The 21,574-nt window shown below is 37.3% G+C and carries 20 protein-coding genes; 6 read left to right on the top strand and 14 right to left on the bottom strand.

Going from position 1 to position 21,574, the window contains the following annotated elements:
* Positions 1 to 1,326 carry an FAD-binding oxidoreductase gene (locus tag IC621_RS09500; RefSeq protein ID WP_191158059.1) on the bottom strand — a complete coding sequence of 442 codons (1,326 nt, stop codon included), beginning with the start codon at positions 1,324 to 1,326 and terminating at the stop codon, positions 1 to 3.
* A gap of 714 nt (positions 1,327 to 2,040) precedes the next feature.
* On the opposite strand from IC621_RS09500, the gene IC621_RS09495 reads away from it, so the two are divergent.
* Positions 2,041 to 2,586, top strand: coding sequence for a family 1 glycosylhydrolase (locus tag IC621_RS09495; protein WP_191158058.1), 546 nt, complete (start codon positions 2,041 to 2,043; stop codon positions 2,584 to 2,586).
* Between the two features lie 486 nt (positions 2,587 to 3,072).
* Here the strand turns inward: IC621_RS09495 and IC621_RS09490 are convergent, their stop codons facing one another.
* The 5 genes from IC621_RS09490 to IC621_RS09470 form a co-directional block, all read right to left on the bottom strand.
* The gene (locus IC621_RS09490; protein ID WP_191158057.1) at positions 3,073 to 3,939 is read right to left on the bottom strand and encodes a lipase family protein; all 867 of its coding nucleotides are present in this window, start codon (positions 3,937 to 3,939) and stop codon (positions 3,073 to 3,075) included.
* A 22-nt stretch (positions 3,940 to 3,961) separates the two neighbouring features.
* Positions 3,962 to 4,807: a lipase family protein gene (locus IC621_RS09485; protein ID WP_191158056.1), complete on the bottom strand. Its 846-nt coding sequence runs from the start codon at positions 4,805 to 4,807 to the stop codon at positions 3,962 to 3,964.
* Between the two features lie 361 nt (positions 4,808 to 5,168).
* On the bottom strand, positions 5,169 to 5,402 hold the full coding sequence (locus IC621_RS09480; protein ID WP_191158055.1) for a DUF3953 domain-containing protein: 234 nt from the start codon (positions 5,400 to 5,402) through the stop codon (positions 5,169 to 5,171).
* Between the two features lie 56 nt (positions 5,403 to 5,458).
* Positions 5,459 to 5,836, bottom strand: a complete 378-nt coding sequence (locus IC621_RS09475; protein WP_191158054.1) for a DUF3967 domain-containing protein — start codon at positions 5,834 to 5,836, stop codon at positions 5,459 to 5,461.
* 552 nt (positions 5,837 to 6,388) lie between these two features.
* Positions 6,389 to 9,604: a DEAD/DEAH box helicase gene (locus tag IC621_RS09470; RefSeq protein ID WP_191158053.1), complete on the bottom strand. Its 3,216-nt coding sequence runs from the start codon at positions 9,602 to 9,604 to the stop codon at positions 6,389 to 6,391.
* A 178-nt stretch (positions 9,605 to 9,782) separates the two neighbouring features.
* Between IC621_RS09470 and ant(9) the strand changes: the two genes are divergently transcribed.
* Positions 9,783 to 10,568 carry an aminoglycoside nucleotidyltransferase ANT(9) gene (ant(9), locus tag IC621_RS09465; RefSeq protein WP_191158052.1) on the top strand — a complete coding sequence of 262 codons (786 nt, stop codon included), beginning with the start codon at positions 9,783 to 9,785 and terminating at the stop codon, positions 10,566 to 10,568.
* Between the two features lie 239 nt (positions 10,569 to 10,807).
* On the opposite strand, the gene cobO is transcribed toward ant(9), so the two are convergent.
* From cobO to IC621_RS09425, 8 genes are all read right to left on the bottom strand, one after another.
* A complete protein-coding gene (gene cobO, locus IC621_RS09460) occupies positions 10,808 to 11,350 on the bottom strand; it encodes a cob(I)yrinic acid a,c-diamide adenosyltransferase (protein ID WP_191158051.1) in 543 nt (180 codons plus the stop codon).
* 57 nt (positions 11,351 to 11,407) lie between these two features.
* Complete coding sequence (locus tag IC621_RS09455; RefSeq protein WP_191158050.1) at positions 11,408 to 12,778, bottom strand: cobyrinate a,c-diamide synthase; 1,371 nt, start codon at positions 12,776 to 12,778, stop codon at positions 11,408 to 11,410.
* Between the two features lie 360 nt (positions 12,779 to 13,138).
* Positions 13,139 to 14,116, bottom strand: coding sequence for a nuclease-related domain-containing protein (locus IC621_RS09450; RefSeq protein WP_191158049.1), 978 nt, complete (start codon positions 14,114 to 14,116; stop codon positions 13,139 to 13,141).
* 436 nt (positions 14,117 to 14,552) lie between these two features.
* Positions 14,553 to 15,371, bottom strand: a complete 819-nt coding sequence (locus IC621_RS09445; RefSeq protein WP_191158048.1) for an SPL family radical SAM protein — start codon at positions 15,369 to 15,371, stop codon at positions 14,553 to 14,555.
* Positions 15,372 to 15,425: 54 nt separating this feature from the next.
* The gene (locus IC621_RS09440) at positions 15,426 to 16,139 is read right to left on the bottom strand and encodes a 2OG-Fe(II) oxygenase (RefSeq protein ID WP_191158047.1); all 714 of its coding nucleotides are present in this window, start codon (positions 16,137 to 16,139) and stop codon (positions 15,426 to 15,428) included.
* Positions 16,132 to 16,680, bottom strand: coding sequence for a methylated-DNA--[protein]-cysteine S-methyltransferase (locus tag IC621_RS09435; protein ID WP_191158046.1), 549 nt, complete (start codon positions 16,678 to 16,680; stop codon positions 16,132 to 16,134). Before IC621_RS09435 ends, IC621_RS09440 begins: the two co-directional genes overlap by 8 nt.
* A gap of 18 nt (positions 16,681 to 16,698) precedes the next feature.
* Positions 16,699 to 17,319, bottom strand: a complete 621-nt coding sequence (locus tag IC621_RS09430; RefSeq protein WP_191158045.1) for a bifunctional transcriptional activator/DNA repair enzyme AdaA — start codon at positions 17,317 to 17,319, stop codon at positions 16,699 to 16,701.
* A 223-nt stretch (positions 17,320 to 17,542) separates the two neighbouring features.
* Entirely contained in the window at positions 17,543 to 17,950 is a 408-nt protein-coding gene (locus IC621_RS09425) for a GNAT family N-acetyltransferase (protein ID WP_191158044.1), read from the bottom strand.
* Between the two features lie 308 nt (positions 17,951 to 18,258).
* Here IC621_RS09425 and IC621_RS09420 point away from each other — a divergent pair, with 308 nt between their 5' ends.
* From IC621_RS09420 to IC621_RS09405, 4 genes are all read left to right on the top strand, one after another.
* On the top strand, positions 18,259 to 18,645 hold the full coding sequence (locus tag IC621_RS09420; RefSeq protein WP_191158043.1) for a YwqH-like family protein: 387 nt from the start codon (positions 18,259 to 18,261) through the stop codon (positions 18,643 to 18,645).
* On the top strand, positions 18,602 to 18,925 hold the full coding sequence (locus tag IC621_RS09415) for a DUF5344 family protein (RefSeq protein WP_224752430.1): 324 nt from the start codon (positions 18,602 to 18,604) through the stop codon (positions 18,923 to 18,925). Before IC621_RS09420 ends, IC621_RS09415 begins: the two co-directional genes overlap by 44 nt.
* Before the next feature lie 15 nt (positions 18,926 to 18,940).
* Entirely contained in the window at positions 18,941 to 20,473 is a 1,533-nt protein-coding gene (locus tag IC621_RS09410) for a ribonuclease YeeF family protein (RefSeq protein ID WP_191158041.1), read from the top strand.
* A gap of 759 nt (positions 20,474 to 21,232) precedes the next feature.
* The gene (locus IC621_RS09405) at positions 21,233 to 21,568 is read left to right on the top strand and encodes a hypothetical protein (RefSeq protein WP_191158040.1); all 336 of its coding nucleotides are present in this window, start codon (positions 21,233 to 21,235) and stop codon (positions 21,566 to 21,568) included.
* Positions 21,569 to 21,574: the final 6 nt, after the last annotated feature.

Genomic DNA, 21,574 nt, shown 5'->3' with positions numbered 1-21,574 from the left:
TTAGATCCCTCCCACGAATCTTTTATCATTAAGAACTCTGTTTGGGTCGACTTTTAATTTAATGCCTTCTAATAAGGCGAAATAAGACGGATTGTCACCCCAGACATTGACTTTTCGCCGTAGATACAATGGCAAATGTTTAACAACCATATATCCACCCAATTGTGCTGCAAAAATCCGGAGCCTACCGATTGCTGTGACGACATCCTCGCTTGCCCCTTTTAAAATCACCTGACACAGGCCGTGGCCAAGGCCTCCATGTGTACTTATTTCTAAATTGTAAGAATCTCTTAAAGTTTCGCATTCTCTTATAACCTGAGGTACATCCATGTTCTTCACACCTATTTTTACTGCTGCTTCTAATTCTTCTTCAGATGAAGGTATCGCACCATTTGGACAGATTTTGTAAAACGCTTCCCAAAATAACTGGGTCTCTTTTTGTTGAAAAATGGCTAGTTCCGTTTGGTCAGACTGAATATTCTTAACAAAATTCTCCTGATAATGGACAGAGCTTTCAACATCTTCAAAGCTGATCGCCAGTGTATAAAGGTGTTTTCCCGTTAATTTTTTTGATAAAGATGGACTTAACAATTCGAGAGAAGTAGGTTCCATTACAGAATCCAGTAACTTGATGACAAATGACCGTAATTCCTCTATCTTTCCATCAGGGAAGGATAATAGAACAAGACTTTCATATTTTGGAAGCGGACGAAGTTTAAGAGTTACTTCAGATAAAACGGCTAATGTACCCATCGAACCTATAAAAAGCTTGTTCATATCATAACCTGCAACATTTTTCACAACTTTTCCGCCTGATCGAATTATGGTGCCATCTGGATAAACCATTCTTAATCCAATCACCACATCTCTTGCTGATCCATAGCCCAGACGCTTGGGGCCGCTTTCATTCGCTGCAATAATTCCCCCAATTGAAGAGAAATCAGGCCAAGCCGGATCTAGTGATACTTTTTGATTGTGAGCTGCCAAATACTCTTGTAATTCCTTGAATGAAGTACCAGACTTAACGGTTATCGTCATATCTCCTACAGTATGCTCTACAATCCCTTTGTACTTTTCTAATGAGAGTAATAGATCAGCAGAATCTGTGATTCCTCCGAATCCTCTTTTCGTTCCGCCTCCTGCCACTGCTATTTTTAATCCCTCATTGTTCGCAAATTTCAAGACATTTTGTATATCTTCTTCTGATTTTGCAAAAACCTTTACTTTTCCGCTATTCCCTAAAGGATGAGTGCGGTTTTCTCCAACCACTATTTGATCATCATTTAAAATAGCCTTCAATTCAGATAAAAGGTCGATTGCAATCAAAATTGCACCTCCTAATTGTTTTGCAATAACAAACACCGTTTCTTTTTACACCGAAAAAAATCCCTTTTTTAAGAAAACTGATAACTGTTAGGTTTATTAAATCATTCCTTTGACTATTTTTCAATGGATTTTTTAGAATTTATCAAATAATTAAAAAATAGATTTTCTATGAAAAGACCCGTCGCCAAGCTAATAGTGGTGGACTAACCTAAATTAGTGAGACATTTGAAAATACGCAAGGCGCTAGTCCTTCGGCGACAAGCATTCTGGCGAGCCGGCTGGAAGGTTGTTCTTTAACCTTCTCGGGCGGATTGACCCTAAGACTATGGCGGATCTTCTTTATTGTTGCTAATGATTTCGGTAGGAATTCTTGTTATTATTTCGATGTTAATCAGGTTAAACGAGAATTCGACAAAAGCACCAGATAAGAAGAAAAAGTCCGTGGCTAATCAAAACAGGTGTGCAATAAGTATCAATTAAATATTCCAAAAGCTTGCTTTATTTTCAGCAAGCTTTTGGAATTCTTTATTTACAACTTCAATAGAATAACAAGGTATTTTCGACGTGTCATAACTTAAAGGATATTATCCAAAAGCCTTGTAGGCTTTACTTGAGGAGCGGGACATAGCGCCAACGTTGGAAGAAGGAGATTTAGAACTTTTTAAAAATGCAAAACCTGATTTCCTTGCTTTTAACTACTAAGGCGGGCATACAATGAAATATTATCCAGAGGGAGACGATTTATATACTGTCCCTGAAGATGTAGCTAAAAAATACAATGTAAGTAAAAGTTTTATGAAAAAAATAGCTCGTGAAAAACAGGTAGGGATTGCTCAAGAAGTAGTGAATCCTCACATTGAGCAAGGACAATTCCGGGTAATCAATCCAGTTGGTTTACGAGCAACTTTAAGAGATTTATATGAAAAGTATAATGTTCCACTTATCATCACGGAAAATGGATGTGCCGCAGTAGAAGAACTAATGGAAGACGGAAAAGTTCATGATAATTATCGGATTGATTATCTAAGAGAGCACATTAAAGAGTGTCAAATAGCCATAAGTGAAGGCTTTGAGTTATTTGGCTATTGCCCTTGGTCTGCAATTGACGTCGTAAGCGTTGGAGAAGGAATTGGAAAGCGATATGGTTTAATTTATGTAGATCGATCTGATAATGACTTAAAAAGATTAAAGCGTTACAGAAAAGATAGCTTTTATTGGTATAAAAAAGTCATTGAAACGAATAGTAAAGATTTAAACTAAAAAATAAAAAGTAGCCGAGCAAGTGAATATCCCCATTTCCCTTGGTTATCTTGCAAGAAACTAGCTTATTGAATGATACGTTCAGGCGTAAATTTGTGGTCTATAAATTAGATCGCTTTTTCCAGCATCTGTACTTGTATCGATCTTGAATACTTACCAACTCCACTTCCTTTTCTCTAAGAGCATCAGCAATGGAAGTGCAAATCCTACAACTGATTTTTTGTTGTCTATGATTGTAAGTCATTTAATCCTAGATAAAAATCCATGGATTAAAAATTTGATCTAAGTTATTTTTTCTGAATTGTATCTCCCCAAAAAGGCAATCAAACCCTTTTTAAAAATGAATACTCTATACAAATCTAGTTTACATAATGATGGATTATCGGCATTAAAGAAAGAAGGTCGATAAAGCTACAATTAAACCTATTAAAATATTTGATATTAAAATCTTTCATAAAATAATATTCAATGAATTACTCAATCCCATTACTTCTTGTCATTGTTTGTGGATGTCTTCTCACCGCATATTCCTATAAACGGAACACATAATCCCGTATCGGGACAAAAGCCCGGGTTTTCACCACATAATACTTTGGTAAAATCAGGGTTCTGTTGGCTGAGGTTTTTAAAATAGCAGACAATCTCATGATTGCGAACAGGTAAACTGTTCAGCTGGAAAGAGACAGGATACTTCTTGTGTACATGCCGATAGTATAACCCTTTCTTTGTAAACGGAGGCGGATACGCTTGAGCCGGTAAAGTAGGAATAATGTCATGGACATTGAAAATACGAATACTTTTCTTTACCGTTTGGTTGAAGCGTGAAGCAAAGTAAGGGTCTCCGACACGCGGACTGCCATACGCATACACGAAAGGATTTTTAAACCTGGTGTTTACCGCAAAATCAAAAGCAGCTAATACGGCTAAAGCTCCTCCTAAACTGTGGCCAGCGACAAATAGTCTTTTCGATCTGGAAGAAAGCTTGTTTAAAGCTTTGATCAAGTCGTTTCTTACCGATTGATAAATACAGGTAAATCCGCGATGGGTTTTTCCTGTATTTCTGACAAACAGATATGGTACTTGATACAAGTCTTGGTCCGACTCATTGTCCTTAAATGTTCGGGTTCCTCTAAAAACTACAATGATTTTATCTTGTGACTCGGCAATAAAACCAAATACTTCCGATTCCGGCTCCTCGACACCAGCAAGAGCTCGTATGGTATATCGGAGGCTATATCCATTTGGCAAGACAAGTGGTTCCTTTTCAAAGAGTTGGTATGACTGATATATCATGGCCGAAAGCAATATCGCATCTTCACTATTATAAATAACATCTATACCTGAACTATCCATATATGTGACTCCTTTCTAATATTCAAGGCTTCAGACGCTTGCATATTCCTCGAAACGGAACACACATTTCGGTATCGGGACAAAAACCCGGATTTTCATCGCATAATGCTTTGGAAAAATCAGGATTCATTTTGCTGAGGTATTTAAAATAGCAGCCAATCTCATCATTACGAGGCGTATTATTTAACTGAAAAGAGATTGGATACTTTGTTTTTACATGTTGATAGTATAAACCTTCCTCTGTAAAAGGAGGTGGGTACTCTTTATCCGGAAAAGTAGGAAAAGAGTCATGAATATTTACAATTCGTATACTATTTTTTACCACTTGGTTGAATCGGGAAGCAAAGACAGGGTCTCCGATACGCGGACTGCCATACGTATACACGAAAGGATTCTCAAACCCGGTGTTCACTGCAATATCTAAAGCAGCTAACGTCGCCAAAGCGCCTCCGTAGTTGTGTCCGGTAACAAACAGCTTTTTTGATGCAGATAGTTTGTTTAATTGTCTGATTAAATTGTTTCTTGTTGATTGATAAAGACATGTAAATCCACGTGAGGTTTTCCCCCCATTTCTAACAAAAGGATAGGGAACTTGAAATATGTCATAGTTTGCTAAAAGATCTGCAGGATATGTAGCATATCCTCTAAACGCTATAATGATTTGATCTTGTGACTCGGCAATAAAACCGAATACTAATTCCGTAGGATCCTCTACGTTAGCAAAAGCACGAATGGTATATCGAAGTTTAAAGCCTTTTGGTAAGATAAGTTTCCCTTCTAAAAAGAATGGATATGTCTGATAGCTCATTGCTGCAAGTAATATTGCGGCTTTACTATTAAAAATATTGTTTTTATATGAAAAAACCATATATACAATTCCTTTCCTAAATACAGGATAATATTATTTTATGCACCTTGACTCACTCAGTGTTAGATATATAACCAACCTTATACAACAAATAATGGATAACAGCCCGTATAGTAAACATTTCTATGATTATTGAAACAAATGTATACCCTATTCAAGTTCAGTTAACATAATGCCCATTTTAGAAGTAAGCCAAAGAGCCAAACCCTGTCACCATGGGATTGGCTCTTTTCTGTTTTTACTCGTTTATGCAGGATTTTATACATTGTTGATTTATCAACGTTTTTGGCTTCTTTAGAAGCCTGGCAGCTGCATAAAAAAGTCGGGTTTTATGCAATCTTTTATTAAACTAAAGCACTTTTTAGTTTAATAAAAAACCCTTTATTGATACAAATAATGAAAATAAAAAAACAACAAAAAATAACCAACCATACGCTTTTCTCTCTTTTTGGAATTCTTCTAATCCCATAACTAACATCATTAAACCTAAGAAAAACATCATAATATGGTTATATTTAAAATTTTGAATAATTAGTCCATAAGCAGCAAATAAAATAACTACCACTGATAAAATATAACGTAGAATTTTTAACAAGTAATCACAATCCCTTTTATCTTTTTGAACAATTCTACTTGTTAGTTTAACAAGATTTACTTGAAAAATCTTGAAAAGAAGCCTTTTTTCTTTTCTTCTTGTGCAGCTGCTATTTGTTCTTGAACTTCTAATAACAACTTTTTCGTTTCTTGAGACTCTCTAAATGACTGGACTAACTTTAGATCTCGTTTTTCGAGTTTATTATTTATATATTCTTGTTGATCTTGCTGCTTCTTTTCTACATCAGTAACATGTTTCCGCAGTTTCACAATCTCTACTTTTTGATCATCAATCACTTGCATGGTTTTACCCATTTGTTCGAGTGCCATTTGGAGTTGTAAAGCATACTGTTTTACCTTATTTTCTGATTGGTGTTGCGCTACTGCTGTTGTCCTTGCGGTTGGTTGCTCTATGTCAAAATTTCTAGGAAACATCTGGCTTAGACCGTTCTCTATTTCCGTTGCGGTTAGCTTGCGCTTAAACCCTCCCCAATGAACCGCATCACTTACACAGTTTCAAGACGATACTGTTTTTTTCTCCCTTCACCAACAGAAGGGACATAGTCTGTAAAGCTATCTCTAATATCTTGCGGTTGATTCCAGTATATCTAATTCTTTTGCAATTTCTGGAATCGTCATTAAATTTTTAATAAGTATCCCTCCGATCCTACTGGAAAATCTATTAATTATCATTCTATAGCAGTTCCTCAATCACCTCTACAATGGGGAAAATAGCGTCATTACGCGAATTTTTCCTTCATTGCTGTTGCGCAACTGCTGTTTTGCTGCGCTTAGTTACTTAGCACCTTTAAGGTGCATTTGTTTGAGTTATGGCAACATAGAGGTTTTAAGTCACTCTAAATAAAGGCTTTTCTCCAAGCACATCAATTTTCATTTCAAAGACAATTAAAAAATGCTACAAATACTTGCTTTGTAGCACTCCATCTCTGATCTGTGAAATAGTTTTATTTTTATCTTTTAAAAAATCTAATATCCCCCAAAAATTTCGCGAATATCCTTTTCGGTTAAAGTTGCTGATGGTTTTTCTTCTGAATCGATAATGTCTGCAATTAAATCTCTCTTTCTTTCTTGGAGGTCGTTTATCTTTTCTTCAATTGTGCCGCGGGCAACGAGCTTGATAACCTGTACAACTTTTTTCTGACCAATTCGATGAGCTCGGTCTGCCGCTTGCTCCTCGACCGCAGGATTCCACCAAAGATCATATAGAATGACTGTATCCGCACCTGTTAGGTTCAGTCCTGTACCTCCTGCTTTTAAAGAAATAAGAAGCAAATCTCGCTCCCCATCATTAAATCGATTGCAGATTTCCACCCGTTCCTCTGAAGGGGTTTGTCCATCAAGATAGAAATACTTTTGACCTTGCTTTGTTATCTCTCTACCTATCAGCTCAAGCATTTTCGTAAATTGGGAGAATATCAACACCCTTCTTCCAGAAAGTCTTGATTCCTCTACTATTTGCAGCAGCTGCTCGTATTTTGCTGAGCTTCCCTTGTAGCCGTCTACAAACAGGGCAGGGTGACAACAAATTTGTCGCAATCGGGTCAATCCCGCTAAAATTCTAATACGATTTTTTCGTATGGTATCCTTGTCGAGGTGCTTTAATGTATCATGTCGCAGCTTTGCCAAATATGCTGCATAGAGCTTCTTTTGTTCAGGTAGCAGCTCTTTTGATTCAAGCAACTCAATTTTTTCAGGTAATTCGGCAAGCACATCCTCTTTTATTCTCCGAAGTAAAAATGGACGAACCCTTCGAGCAATTGTTTTTCTTGGAAGATAGCTGTATTCCTTTAATCCTTGGAATAGCTGTGGAAAGACAACATGATAAATCGACCAAAGCTCTTCAAGTGAATTTTCCACCGGTGTTCCTGTAAGACCAAAACGATGATCTGCCTGTATCCTTTTAACAGCTCGAGCCGTTTGGGTCACTGGATTTTTAAACGCCTGTGCTTCATCAAAGAAAACAGTATGAAACGTTTGGTTCTCATACCACTTGATATCACGACGTAGTAACGGGTAGGATGTAATAATGACATCCAAATCTTTGATATCCTTTTGCAGCTCTTGTCGATCCGCTTTATTCCCGTCTATGACAATCGCTTGAAGATCAGGAGCAAATTTCATGATTTCATGTAACCAGTTATACGTTAAGGATGACGGACAACAAATGAGAATTGGGAGCCTCCCAGCTCGAATGCTTGAAAGCTCAGAAACAATGAACGTAATACTTTGCAACGTTTTACCAAGCCCCATGTCATCGGCTAGAACACCACCAAATCCGTAGCTGGCAAGTGTCTTCATCCATTTATATCCGCGTTTTTGATAGTCTCTTAATATGCTATCTAATTTTTGTGGCACCTCGAAATCCAAGTTACCTGGGTTAAGTAAATGATCAAGAAAATGACGGAACGATTCCTCTACCGTGTAGATTTGGCTATTATCAACAGCATCAAGGTATTTAAAACTTTGAATAATAGGCATATCTAGACTAACTTCAAATTCTTCATCCTGAACTGGAACTGCATTGAGAAAACGATGGATTTCATCCATTTCCTTCGTCTCGAGAGATAGGAGTGATCCATTTCGAAGGCGGTAGTATTTCCGCTTTTCTTCTAGGGCCGCTAATATCTCCCGAATCTGTTTGTCAGCTATACCATCCATCTCAAATTTGAATTCCAACCAATTTGTGCGTTCTTTTTTGATCTTCACTCTAATTTTTGGATGAGCATTCTCTCTCACTATGCGATTTCGAACAGCTGTTGTCGCATAAATTTGAACGAGTTGCTGAATCTTTGGAACAACATGATATAAAAATTCATACTCCAGTGCTTCATTTTGCATATAATAACCGCCATCTGTTTTGGAAAACCCGCTCTCCTCCATGAGCTGAAGGATTTCCTCTTCCTTTTCCAGATCCCTTATGATCATTGGTCCTGTTGGGATGACTCGGCTTTCTAATGGTTGAATAACGACATTTTCATATTGAAACTCTAGTCCTGCAAGCAGTCGATTTTTCAGACGATCCAAGTAAAGCTTGGCAACAAGTGGTGCTTTCATAAACTTCTGAGATATCGCTTTAGACAGGTGGACATCGCCAATTTTTTTCAGTCCTGGTACGATTTTATTTAGAAAAAAATCGATTTGTTCATGTGAAACCGGAATATGATTCGCCCCCGGAGATGCCAGCATTTGCTTTAGCTCAGATAATCGTTCACAGTCCTGTCCTTCTAACCGAAAGACTTTTCCGTCACAAAATACAGAACTATAGGAATTCAAAACGACCATTCGGTCAAATCCTTTGATCGTCAATTGGTAATCGTCGCCTTCGATTTCTTCAAATATAAACTGTATAGGAGGCGGTCCGTCCACAATTCGTAAGCTCTCAAAGGAATGACCATTATGCTCAAGCTTAACAAATGGGGTCTTTGTAAGTAAAGGGACGAGCTCCACCCAAGAGGATGGTGGAATAAGTAATGTTTGATTTCTAGCTGTATAGTCCGAAAGGTTCGGTATTGCTTCTAGAAAGGCCTTTTCATCATGGACGACCCGGATAAGCTGATGAATAACCTCATCTGATTCGTTTAAAAAGCAATGAAGGCAGGGGGTATATTTAAATGAAGGGGATAATGTACTAGGTTCCCCTTGTTTTACGTCCTGTAGAAAGTCTCGAATATTTTGTACCTTCGTATGACCAACCTCTATTTGCATTCCAAACAAGTTCTGACCATTCCCAATCGAGATCGGTTTACAGGTAAACATGACATCAAGCACTTCTCTTTTTTCAAAATGAAGTTGATGTCCACTTGTTCGAGTTGGTCTGTCATTGAAGAGCGCCATGAAGCCTTCTGTTAGCTCTCTATCATTGGATTGTTGGCCTTGTACACCGATAGGAAACGTTCCTTGTCGTTGATGTTCATAAATAGCTAATAAAACGGCCGCAATGTGTTGGCAATACTTTGGAAAATTTGCTAGCGTAGGACAGCTGCATTTCGTCTGAATGTCCCCAATCGCATCTCTTTCAATTATGACATGAAAGTCTTCCGTCCCATTAACGGTGGCTTCACAGAAATCAGGGCTATACTGGTTAAATGTTACTTTATTCGCTCGATAAAAAGATACTCCTCTTTTGAAGGAGACTATACCGCACATTTCTTTTATCAACTTGTGATTTACTTTTATTTTCATATACTCCCGTTCCTTCCTTCTATTTTACGAGAGGGTATCTATGTATTTCAAAGTCAGTACTATTTTTTTCCCAATTTTATCATATATTCTATAACAATCTAACCAATTTCTTTTGGGGTTTGCGGAATATTGTGTGTTAAAATTTAAGCTGGATATTGAATAGAGGAGTTTATAGTTGATGAACAATCTGACTAATAAAGAAATACCAAAGGAAGCGCTTCAAGCATTAAAAATCGTAAAGGAATTGCTTGGAAGTTCAATAGCCGGGGTATATCTATTTGGTTCTGCAGTAAATGGTGGCTTACGCATTAACAGTGATGTGGATATCTTAGTGGTCGTGAATCATCGCTTATTTGAAGTAACTCGAAAAAAACTAACAGACAGACTAATGCTTATATCTGGAAAGATAGGTAATACAGATTCTGTGCGACCGCTTGAAGTCACAGTTATAAATTATGAAGATGTCGTACCCTGGCAGTATCCTCCAAAAAATGAATTCATCTATGGTGAATGGCTTAGGAGTGAGTTTGAAAAAGGACAAATCCCAGAACCAGCCTATGACCCTGATTTGGCTATTGTCTTAGCACAAGCACGAAAGAATAGCATCCCTTTATTTGGTCCTGATGCTTCAGATATACTTGACCCCGTTCCGATAACAGATATTCGAAGGGCAATTAAGGAATCTTTGCCAGAATTAATTGAAGGGATTAAGGGGGATGAACGTAATGTGATTTTAACTCTGGCTCGAATGTGGCAGACAGTGGCTGATGGTGAAATCTCCCCAAAAGATGTGGCTGCAGAATGGGCTATACCTCGATTACCTAAAGAACATGCGAATTTACTCGATTTAGCCAGAAAAGCGTATCGCGGAGAGTATATTGATAAGTGGGAAGGACTGGACTCCGAGGTGATAACACTCGTAAATCATATGAGGAACTCCATAGAGTCTTATTTTAGTATCTAAGCATGACAATGGAAAAGCGAGAAAGAAACTCGACTAGACTATGTCGTAAAACGGGTGCGATTACTGAGAAAGAAGTAAAAGGGTGATACATATTATAACCATGTCTAATATGTATCACCCTTTATTTTTTATGACTTTCTACGATTTAGTTGTCTTGATAATTAAATCAGGGTCGATCTTTATTTTAAATCAACAAGGGCGAGAGTTTGTCATCATAAACCAGATCACAAATAGGGTTGTTAAAACTCAATCCCTTTAACAGCAGGAATTCCTTCGTCATAATAGTGCTTAATCGGGGTAACTTCTGAAACCAAGTCAGCCTTCTCAATGATTTCTTTTTTAGCTGAACGGCCGGTAATGACAATATGCATAGGGTATGGACGGTTTTCAATGACATCGATGACTTCTTTTAATGGAAGTACATCTTCGATAGGGAAACGATCAATGGCTAACGCATTGTTCAATTCATCGAGAATAACAACATCATATTCACCGGCTTGAATCGTTTCCTTCGCCATTTGCCATGCCTCTTGCAGGGATTTACGATGAATTTCAGGTGTTTTCGTCCATGTAAAACCCGATCCCATCTGGATCATTTTAATCCCAAGCCGATCAAAGATAATCTTTTCTCCATAGGTACGTTCTGGGGATTTGATGAACTGAATGATGATTACCTTTTTCCCTCTCCCTGTTGCTCGAACGGCTAATCCAAGTGAAGCTGTAGTCTTCCCTTTCCCATCACCTGTATAGACGAGAACAAGTCCTTCTTTTTCTGTTTTCATTTCTTCTCACCTTCTAACAGTTTATTTTCTCATCATTTGCCACTAAAAGGTAATGGCTCAACTGCTTTTCCATTCCTTACATGCTGTAATCCAGTTTGTCACCATCTCAGGACATGAGGCAAAGTGGAAGTGGGTATAACCTGAAATAAGATTCTTTTTCATATAACCTTCTCGATTTGTCCCAGAAATACCTTTTGTTTGATAGGCATAGCAGTGAGTTGAGTCCGTCTCATAGGTGGAATAATGAAATTCATGTCCTTTCGCAATGAGACCTTCTGGAAGCAAATAGTTTTCATCCTCTCCAGCTATTTCACGATAACCTAATGCAGCAAGCCGTTTCTGCATTTTGATTTCACCTGGAATTACCCCAACCATTTGATAAGATTCTTCATCCGTTGTACAGATCTTTTCACTCAAATACATAAATCCTCCACATTCAGCTAAGGTTGGCATCCCTATATCGATTGCTGCTCGAATTGAGTCTTTTACCTTTCGATCGGAAGCTAATTCTGAAGCAAATTCCTCTGGAAAGCCACCGCCTAAATATAGCCCATCCACATTTTTAGGAATTGGTTCGCCATTAAGCGGTGAAAAGAATACAAGCTCTGCCCCATAAGCTTCCAGGAGCTCAAGATTTTCCGGGTAATAAAAATTAAATGCGGCATCCTTCGCAACTGCTATTTTTATATCTTCTTTTGGTCGTGAGACGAAAAGCTTTGAAGTAGACAATTGTAGTTCAGGCGCTTCAGCTAGTTTATATAACAAATCCAAGTTAACGGTATTTGATACGATTTGGCCAAGATTTTCGAAAAATGAAGCGAGCTCTCCTCGTTCTATTGAAGGCACCAAGCCTAAATGTCGCTCAGGAATAAACAGATCTTTATCTGAACTAATGTAGCCGATAACCGGAATCCCGCACTCCTGTTCAATCGCTGTCTGTACCAGTTTATAGTGACCTTCGCTGCCAACCTTATTTGCAAGCACTCCTACTATATTAGCCTCTTCATTAAAAGTTTGAAATCCTTTCACAATTGCTGCCGCACTTCTTGCCATAGCAGCACAATCCACCACTAACAGAACTGGGCTTTTTGTAATTTCACTTATTTCTGCAGAACTTCCAACATTTGTGCTTGGACTTTTCCCATCATAAAAACCCATCACACCTTCTATAATTGAAATATCCGCTCCCTGACTGCCATTTGTATAAATTTCCTTAACCGTTTCATGAGAAAGCATCCAGCTATCAAGATTTCGAGAAGGTCTGCCAGTAACAGAAGTGTGATAGGCCGGATCTATGTAATCAGGTCCGCACTTAAATCCTTGAACAATATACCCTTTTTTCATTAAAGCCGCCATTATTCCAAGCGTTACAGTTGTTTTGCCAACTCCGCTTCCTGTTCCTGCAATAACTAGTCGTCGGTTGCTCAATTTACTCTTCCTCCTTTCGTTTAACCTTAGATAGACCATAGGCTATCCTCTAAACATTACTTCCTTAGCAAAAACCTAAACCATCATAAAATGGAAGCGTGCAGAGGTTTTTTGCATGATTCATACGATTGCAGCAAAATTATAACACAACCTATCTGTCAGACTATTACAAAAAGTGGAAAATAATTGTACACATCTTTTCGATTATACTGCTTTAAAGTTTATCATTGTTATTTAACAACAAATATAGAAACTTCAACTCTTATTTTAGCTTTTCAATTGGGATTCTCTTCGTTTGGTTTAATTGGCACCTATTTAGAGGCTGTTTGTTGTATTAGCGTCTTTATCTTCTGCACATTTTCAGTAGTAATCCTCATCAAAGGACAGAGTGTATACTCTTCCCCTGTTGGTTCCTGTAGAGGTCAAGTTCATAGATTGCAAGAGTCTTGTCGCAGCGGCTGGGGATGTAATTTTTAAAAAACCTCTTAACTGTCTATTTGTTATCGTGGGTCCAATAAGAAGCGAGTAATCGTTTAATGCTTGTATATGAGCATCTTTACATTTATTTTGACATTGAGTACAAATCCAAGTCCCATGCCTTCTCAATAAGGGCTTATGATCACACTTTTTACATATGGCACCTTTTAAAATTTCAGCAGCTGTTAGATTAAACCGTTCCAAAATGGAATAGTCTGCTTTGGTATGTTGCTTTTTTATAAGTCGAATCGTTTTTTTAAGCTCTTTTTCGGAAAGAGATTGATTTTTGATTGAGGTTTCAATTTGACTGATTTTTGTGGGGAGAATTTCACAGTGAATGACTTTATTACGGAGACTGCGGTTTTCCGGAGCAGTACGAATCGCGGTTTGCGGGTTGCTTATTACAACTAAAGAGTAAAGTGGGACATCTGGTAACCCATTCTTTAAAAGCCAATTTTTAAATTGGGATTCTTGGCGCTGTATTTGGATAACTGGATCTGGGAAAGCGGTCTCCTTACCTTCTTTCGTGCGTATGAGTTGATTGAACAAAGGATCAAAGAATATCGTACCTGATATATTTTTCACTTCAATGATAAGAGCAAATTTTTGCGACAATAATAAGGTATCGATTTGGAAAAAACGAGATTGATCCTCAAGCCGAAGGTCATGAAAAATGAAGTACCTTTTGGGTTCAAGAAATCCTAAATGGTAATCAAGTGAGCTCTCTCCTTTATAGCCTGCAGCTCTTTTATTTAGCTCTTCTTTAATCATCGGGATTTTTGGATGGTAGGAAGGAAGCCTGCGAAGTAAAGCTTGCAATTTTAGAATAGAAAGGGGGATTTTACGCTGTTTTATAATCATTTCATCACTCCAATTTAATTATCCTTGTAGGAATTCGCCATTTGGAGGAAAACTCCTTTAACAAATTATATTAATGATTGAGTCGGAGGCTCTATATCTTCGAAAATCACACATTTATCTTCGAAATTTTTATTATATCTCCGAAAATGACGGATTTATCTTCGAAATTTCTAATATATCGATTTTTCGACAGAATTAGCGCTATTTTATAATGAACCTCGAGCATATTGCAGGTCGATTCATAACCTCTAGGACTTCCTCTCAATACAATTTCATGTCGGTTGGAGTTTATCTTCGAAAATCACCCACTTATCTTCGAAATTTTTATTATATCTCCGAAAATGACGGATTTATCTTAGAAATTTTCAATTTATCGATTTTTCGACAAAATTCTCCATTATTGATGATGAAGACATGCACACCTCTCGAGAATAGATTAAGGTAAAAATCCTTGTTGACTCAACAAAATATGGTCATCCCCAAATACTTTCTTTAATCTCTCATAAACAATACGATAAGCTGAGGGACTGTACCATTCTTCTAATCCCAATTCTTCGTATATTGAAGAAATACCTAAACTATTTGTTCGTTTTCCTCCACTTCCATCTCCCATAAAATAATCGTCAACGCAAACTCGATTAACTAATGTTGCCAACTTTTCCGGAAACTCTTCACTGCTAGGCAGCACTGGAGCTATTGTTGCTTGTATCGGAACGCCTGCCTCTGCCAATATCTGTAGGGTTTTTAACCGCCCGCTAATTGGCGGAGCACTTGGAGTAAAGTGTTTTCGGATATCCTCTCTATCGGTTTCAACGGTCATACTTACTCTAACTTTATCCTTTAATAGAAGAAATAAATCAATGTCTCGACGCACAAGCGGACTTCTTGTCTGTACAAATAGAAAATCAGGTTTATTTTCAACCATTACTTCCAATAATGTCCTTGTTATTTCTTCCTTCTGTTCAATAGGTTGGTAGGGATCTGTGCTGGATGACATGAAAATGGTCACTTTTCCTTTTTTCTTAGCTCTTGTAAGGTCTTTATGAAGGATGTCTGCCGCTCCTTTTTTTATGTCAACCCAGGTCCCCCATTCTTCCTTACGGAATTTTGAGACAGGCATTTGGCGGACATAACAGTATGAACAACCAAATGAACAACCAGTGTATGGATTAAGAGAATGGCTGTAACCTGATAAAAATCCTGTACCTTTATTAAGAAGAGTCTTTGGATATTTGTATAAAAATTTACTTTGCACGCCGATTCCCCCAATGTGTATAAATTAAAGTTCACAAGGGCTTGAAATTCCCTGTTATTTCGCATCGTGAAATATAATCCCGAGACCATATCTAGTACCCGATGTTACTGTGCTTACCCCATGACGAATTGTAGTTTTATAGTAACCTCGCGTTCCAGGAACAGGCCGGTGGTTTGTTGGAAAAATAAGTCCTTCTCCTTGTTCCAGGGTGATAACATGTCCTCTGCTTTGCGCCCGAGGCCGTTGTTCAACAAGCAGCGATTCCCCGCCAGAGAAATCCTCGTCTCTTTGATTTAAAGCAATTACGACTTGAAAAGGAAAGAAAACTTCACCATACAAATCCTGATGCAAGCAGTTATATCCGCCAGCCCCATATTTGAGAATCAAAGGTGTGGAACGAACTTGTCCCTTTTGATGACATTCTGTTAAAAAATCCGCCAAGTTACTTGGAAAAACGGTTTCTTTTCCAAGCTGCCGGGCCCAGAGATTAGCTGATTTCGCAAGCTCAGGATAGAAATTTGTGCGAAGCTGTTCCAACAGGGGTGGCAAGGGAGCTTCATAATACTTATACTCCCCGCTCCCAAACCGGTATCTGCTCATATCGATTGTACTTCGAAAATTGGATTCCTCGTCATACGTTTGAATGATTTCCTCGCATTGATGTTGATCCAATATAACCGGAACCTTAGCAAACCCCTGGTCGTCAAGTTGCCTTTGCAATGCATCCCAATTCAATGAAGCAATCCGCTCTCTAATCATACTAGGCATGCTTGATTCCCTCTTTTATGTCGGAACTTCCATTTTCCAGAGCCAACAGCTGCCTTTTAATTTCTATGCCGCCCCGATAACCAGTTAAACTTCCATTTTTGCCAATCACTCTATGACAAGGAATCGTGATCAAAACTGGATTAGCGCCAATCGCAGTGGCAACGGAACGAACCGATTTAGGTTTTTGAAGAATTTCTGCGATGTCAGAGTAAGAATGGGTGGTCCCATATGAAATTTCATTTAATGCATTCCACACTGATTTTTGAAACTCGGTCCCTTGAATATCGACAGGAATGGTAAATTTTTTACGTTGTCCCTGAAAATACTCGATAAATTCGTTTACATAGCTTTGTAACATTTCTTCATCTTGTACCAAACTGTACTCCGGCAGCTTAGTATTCGCCCACTTTGTAAATTCATCCTTTTCCTTATTTGGTGAACCTACATAGCAAAGGCCTTTAGAGGTAGCTGCAATATACATTTTCCATTGTCCGTATAAGAACAAGCACCAGTAAATGGTTTTGTTATTTATTTGTTCCATAATATATAACCTCCATGATTACCTTATTGTTGTTGATTTTCGATACCCTGTTGGAGTTTGCCCTGTTTTCTTTTTAAATAAAGTGGCAAAATGTGCTGTATTCGCTATTCCAACTGATATGCCAATTTCCATTATCGATTGATCTGTTGTGCTTAGCAGCTCTTTTGATTTGGAAATCCTCGTCTTCTGTATATATTCAATTGGGGTCATTCCCTTGATTCGTTTGAACGTTCGCTGCATATGAAAAGGGCTGCCATGACACATTTCAGCTAATAGTTCCAGCGTTAGGGCTTCGCCATAATTGTTGTCAATGTACTCCATGATTTGGGCTGCCCATTCTTCATCAGGCAACCGCAGACCACTCGGCTTACACCGTTTACAAGGACGAAATTTCTCTGAAAGTGCTTGCTCTGCATCTAAAAATATCCGGACATTTTCAATATTAGGGGTTCTGGACTTACAAGACGGCCGGCAAAAAATCCCTGTAGTTTTAACTCCGTAATAAAATTTGTCATCATAAGACGGATCATTATTCACTATGGCATGCCATCTTTCTTCTGTCATGCTTACGATATCCGTGCTTTCCTCTGTGTTTTCTATCTGAATGCTCCCTTTATCTTGCTGTATTTCATTCCTCATAGAATCACCTCGGTAGTCAGTATACCCTGTTTAATTGGCATATGTAAGATTTTACGAATAGAAGAGCAAGATTACAAAGATTAGCTTGTATCATTTTATGACAAAAAACAGGACCTCCTCAACCTTGTATTTGAAAAAATTACAAGATTATGGAGGTCCCTGTTATTATTTTTACTTAATATTTTTCATTTGTCTTACTGTTTTCATACGGCCAGATTCAGAGTTATAAAAACAAAGACATACCGGGAGATGCTGAGTCCCTTGCTACAAAACCAAACTTTTTATAAAAATCTTGTTTCCCATTAGCAGAAAATAATTGAACCCATTTAATCTCTTCCTGTTTGCATTTGAAAAGAAGGTTTTCAATAACTCCTTTACCGATTCCTTGGTTTTGATAAAACGGATCAACCATAACATCACATATTAAAGTCTGATAAATGCCATCGGAAATGATACGTCCAAACGCTATTAATTCCCCACCTTTGTAGACAGAAACTGCATACCAGCTATTACAAATGGCTTTAAAAAGCTGATCGTTCGTATACAAACCCTTTGCATTCCAGCCGGTGGTTTGATGCAGTTTAATAAACTCTTCTTTTTCAGGGAGTTTTGCTTTATATTCAACTTCCATGTTATTTCCCTCACTTAGAAAGATAGTTGTATATTTATAAATAATATAAAATAACTATACAAATTTAACAATTAGATTTCATTAATCCAAGAAAACGAGAAAAAGTAACTTTATTAGAGAATGCTAAACGATTTGCATATAAAAATACCAAAAAAATATTTATAAAATTATAATAGATACAAAGTACTATGCATTTGTAAAAATTAAGGTGATGTACCCATTCATTTATAGTGCTTCCATTTGATACCATATATACTAGCTACGACTTTTTCATTATGAATTCTAAGAAAAATTGCATAGATAAGGGGTTGAGACCACTGTCATATTACTTGTCCTTTTTACAATCTGCACTAGCCGAAAAAAAAGAACAGCTTAAGCGGCTGAAAAGTTGTGAAGCTGAGTTAGATGGACTACAAAATGAGTTGAACCAAAACCAGAAACTAGCAAAAGACCCCGAACTTACTTCTAAAACATGGAAAGGAACCTTATCCAACCAGTTTGAAGAGGTTCGTGAAGCCCTTTCATTTTCCTACAAGCATATTTCTCATAATCAGCTAAATTCGGTTCTTACTTCTATTGAGAATAAAATAGAGGAGATTAAAGCTGAAATTCAATCGTTGGAGAGTAATATCGCTGCTGAGACAGCTCGGATTGAACGGGAAAAACGGGAAGAAAGAGAAGAAAGGGCTGAATGAATTGAGCGAGGAAATGAAAATAAGATATGGAGAAGTGGAAAGTGCAATCTCTAAAATAGAAAGTTCTGCCGGGTCTTTTGAAACCTCTTTACTAAAAGAAATCGCCGGTGGAAATGAATTGGATGTCGTCAATAAATTGAATGAATTGAACAACCTGCTCGAAGAAGTTGGTGAAGCATATAAGCAGGTTTTAAAGGCGAACAACCAATCAGTAAGAACGACCATAGAAAGCATAAAAGAAGCTGATCATAACATAGGATCTTCAATTAGAGCACGGTAGAAGGTGGATGGGACCATGAAAACACTTGATGCACAATCTTTACATAACGGTATAGATGGATTACTCAATAAAATTAAATCTCAAATGGATCAGCTTAAACAGCTTGAAGGATCTATTGAGGATTTTTCGGGCCTTAATGATTCTTTTAAAGGAAAAGGCGGTACAGCCGTACGGTCCTTCTATCAAGACTGGCACGTACCTATTTTATCCTTTCATTATCATACTCTTAAAAGCTATGATAGAGTTTTAACAAACCTTAAAATGGCATGCTCAGATTTAGAATCCGATACGAGCGGTTTTATTAGCCAAAGCTTTCTCAATGGTGACCTAACAAACGGGCTAAACAAAGCTAAAACAGTGACGGCCGATCTTGTGGATGATGCGAATACATCAATAGACAGTGTCAGTGATATTGTTTCTGTGGAAAGGCTTGATGACCAATATTTCCACAACAACATCCAGCGAGCAAATAAAGAAATAGACAAAACAATCGAAGACCTAGTCACCTTCGACACCACTCAAACTAATGAACTTACCTCCGTCGAGCAAGACATTCAGATGATGAAAAGTTATATTAGTGAAATACAAGGGATGTTTAATAGCGGAAGCCTAAGTGTTGACACCTATAACAGTGATCAACTTAAGGAAAAGCCCAACTATTCTAAGTTAAATGAAGAATTATTAACTAGAACAGTTTTCTCGTTTGGCGATGCCTTTACCTCTCCTTTTGACTACATAAATCAGAAAATGAGCTTTGGAGATACTTTATTAGCCGGTTATCAATTTGCGTCATCAGGACTCACTCTGGCAGCTGCCCGTAAAATGAAGGTTCATTATTTTGGAGGCAAACCAACCCTTTGGCAAAAAATAAGAGGAAATTATTATTTCTCTGTAAAATCAAACCCTGCATGGACAAGTAAAAGCAAACACAGTGCAAAGCTCGCAAAATGGTTACGCGATTTCCAAAAAGCACCTGCCCCATCGAATCGTTTAATGAAAGGTATACAGAATTTCGTAAAATCCTATCAAAGCCCTGCACACCTGTACAAACATGTAGCTGGTTACCCGAAAGACATCAATCGGATGTCAGGGAAGGAATTTATGAAGAAGACCCAGATTAGAATGACAACAGGTACAAAAGAAGTGTTAGGTAGGACAATAACGAATAATGGGTTTGCAAAAATAGGAAGTAGGGTACCTGGGTTGGGGGTAGTAATATCCGCAGTAGCAAATACTGGAGAAGCCTTTTCTCCTCAAAATCAAGAAAAACCTATTAGTGAGAGAGTTGGTCGAGCCGTAGGTGGCTTTACTGCTGATATGGTGGCCATTGGGGCCGGTGCTAAGCTTGGAGCAGCAATTGGAAGTTTTGGTGGGCCAGTAGGCATAATTGTAGGTGGTTCGATTGGTGCATTTGCTGGCGGGTTAACAAGCTCGAAAATTGGAGATGCAGCTAAAGATGTTGGGGGTAAAATCTTTAAAGAAGTAGGTAAAGGAATTGGAAAAGCTGGAGAAAAATTAAAAAATTCAATTAGTAGTTGGTTTAACTAATATTAATTAGAAATTAATGTCTTTGATTCTTGTTTAAATTAAAGGAGTTTAAAATGATAGAAGAGGTCATTTTTAGTCTTAAGCTTATAATTGGTTGCTTTCTAGGTTTTCAATGGAGCTCTATTTTGATTTTTTTAGTAATAGAATGGGCTATGGTTGATTTCTATGAAATGGGGACTCATAGAGAACCTGAGAACATAATTGATAAACTCATGAATTTTATAATGATAATGTTTCTTGGTTCTGGATACCACCTATACAATAGGTTTAAAAAATTTAACTGGATAACAAGAAAACTTTGTATGCTAATTGGACTTATACTCCATGGCATTTTATCCATTCTTATTTACTATATAATCACAATTCCATTAGAGTTGATTTTTTTATAAGTAAATAGCAGAAGATATTGTAGGCTATATTTACTTGCCTTTTGGACTTCATGAGGTTTCAGTTTTACATTTATTGGATATAGAATGGCTATGGTTGATTTTTATAGGTTAGGAACCATTGAAAATCCTGAATTCATTATTGATAAGATTATCAATTTCTTCATGAAATTATTTCTTGGTTCAGGTTTTTTCTTTTCTAGTAAATTTAGTTCACATAAATGGATCCTTAGAAAGCTTTATATGTTCATTGTTCTTATTTTGCAAGGGTTCTTTCCATGATTATTTACTATATTGTTACATTACCACTTGATTTAATTTTCTCGTAAGATATGAAGAACCTATAACTTGTATTATTAAGGAAGTACTTAAGATGGTAGAAGAGATTACCTATGTTTTTAAAATGTTGTTCGGTTACTTCTTGTGTTTACAGTGGGCTTCTGTATTTCTATTCCTTTTTTTAGAGTGGGCCATGGTTGATTTTTATAGATTAGGATTCATTGAAGTTCCTAAATCATTTTTAGATAAAATCGGGAATTTTTTCATGAAATTATTTATGGGTTCAGGTTACTTTTTATACAGTAAGTTTAGTAATAAAAAATGGATCCTTAGAAAGCTTTATATGTTCATTGCCCTCATTTTTCATGGGATCCTTTCTATGATTATTTACTATATTATCACTTTACCATTAGATTTAATTTTCTCGTAAGTTTTT

It is taken from the genome of Metabacillus arenae (assembly GCF_014773385.1).
GTDB classification, from domain to species: domain Bacteria; phylum Bacillota; class Bacilli; order Bacillales; family Bacillaceae; genus Metabacillus_D; species Metabacillus_D arenae.
Note: the sequence above shows the minus strand (reverse complement) of the source record. Positions and strands in the feature narration are given on the sequence as shown.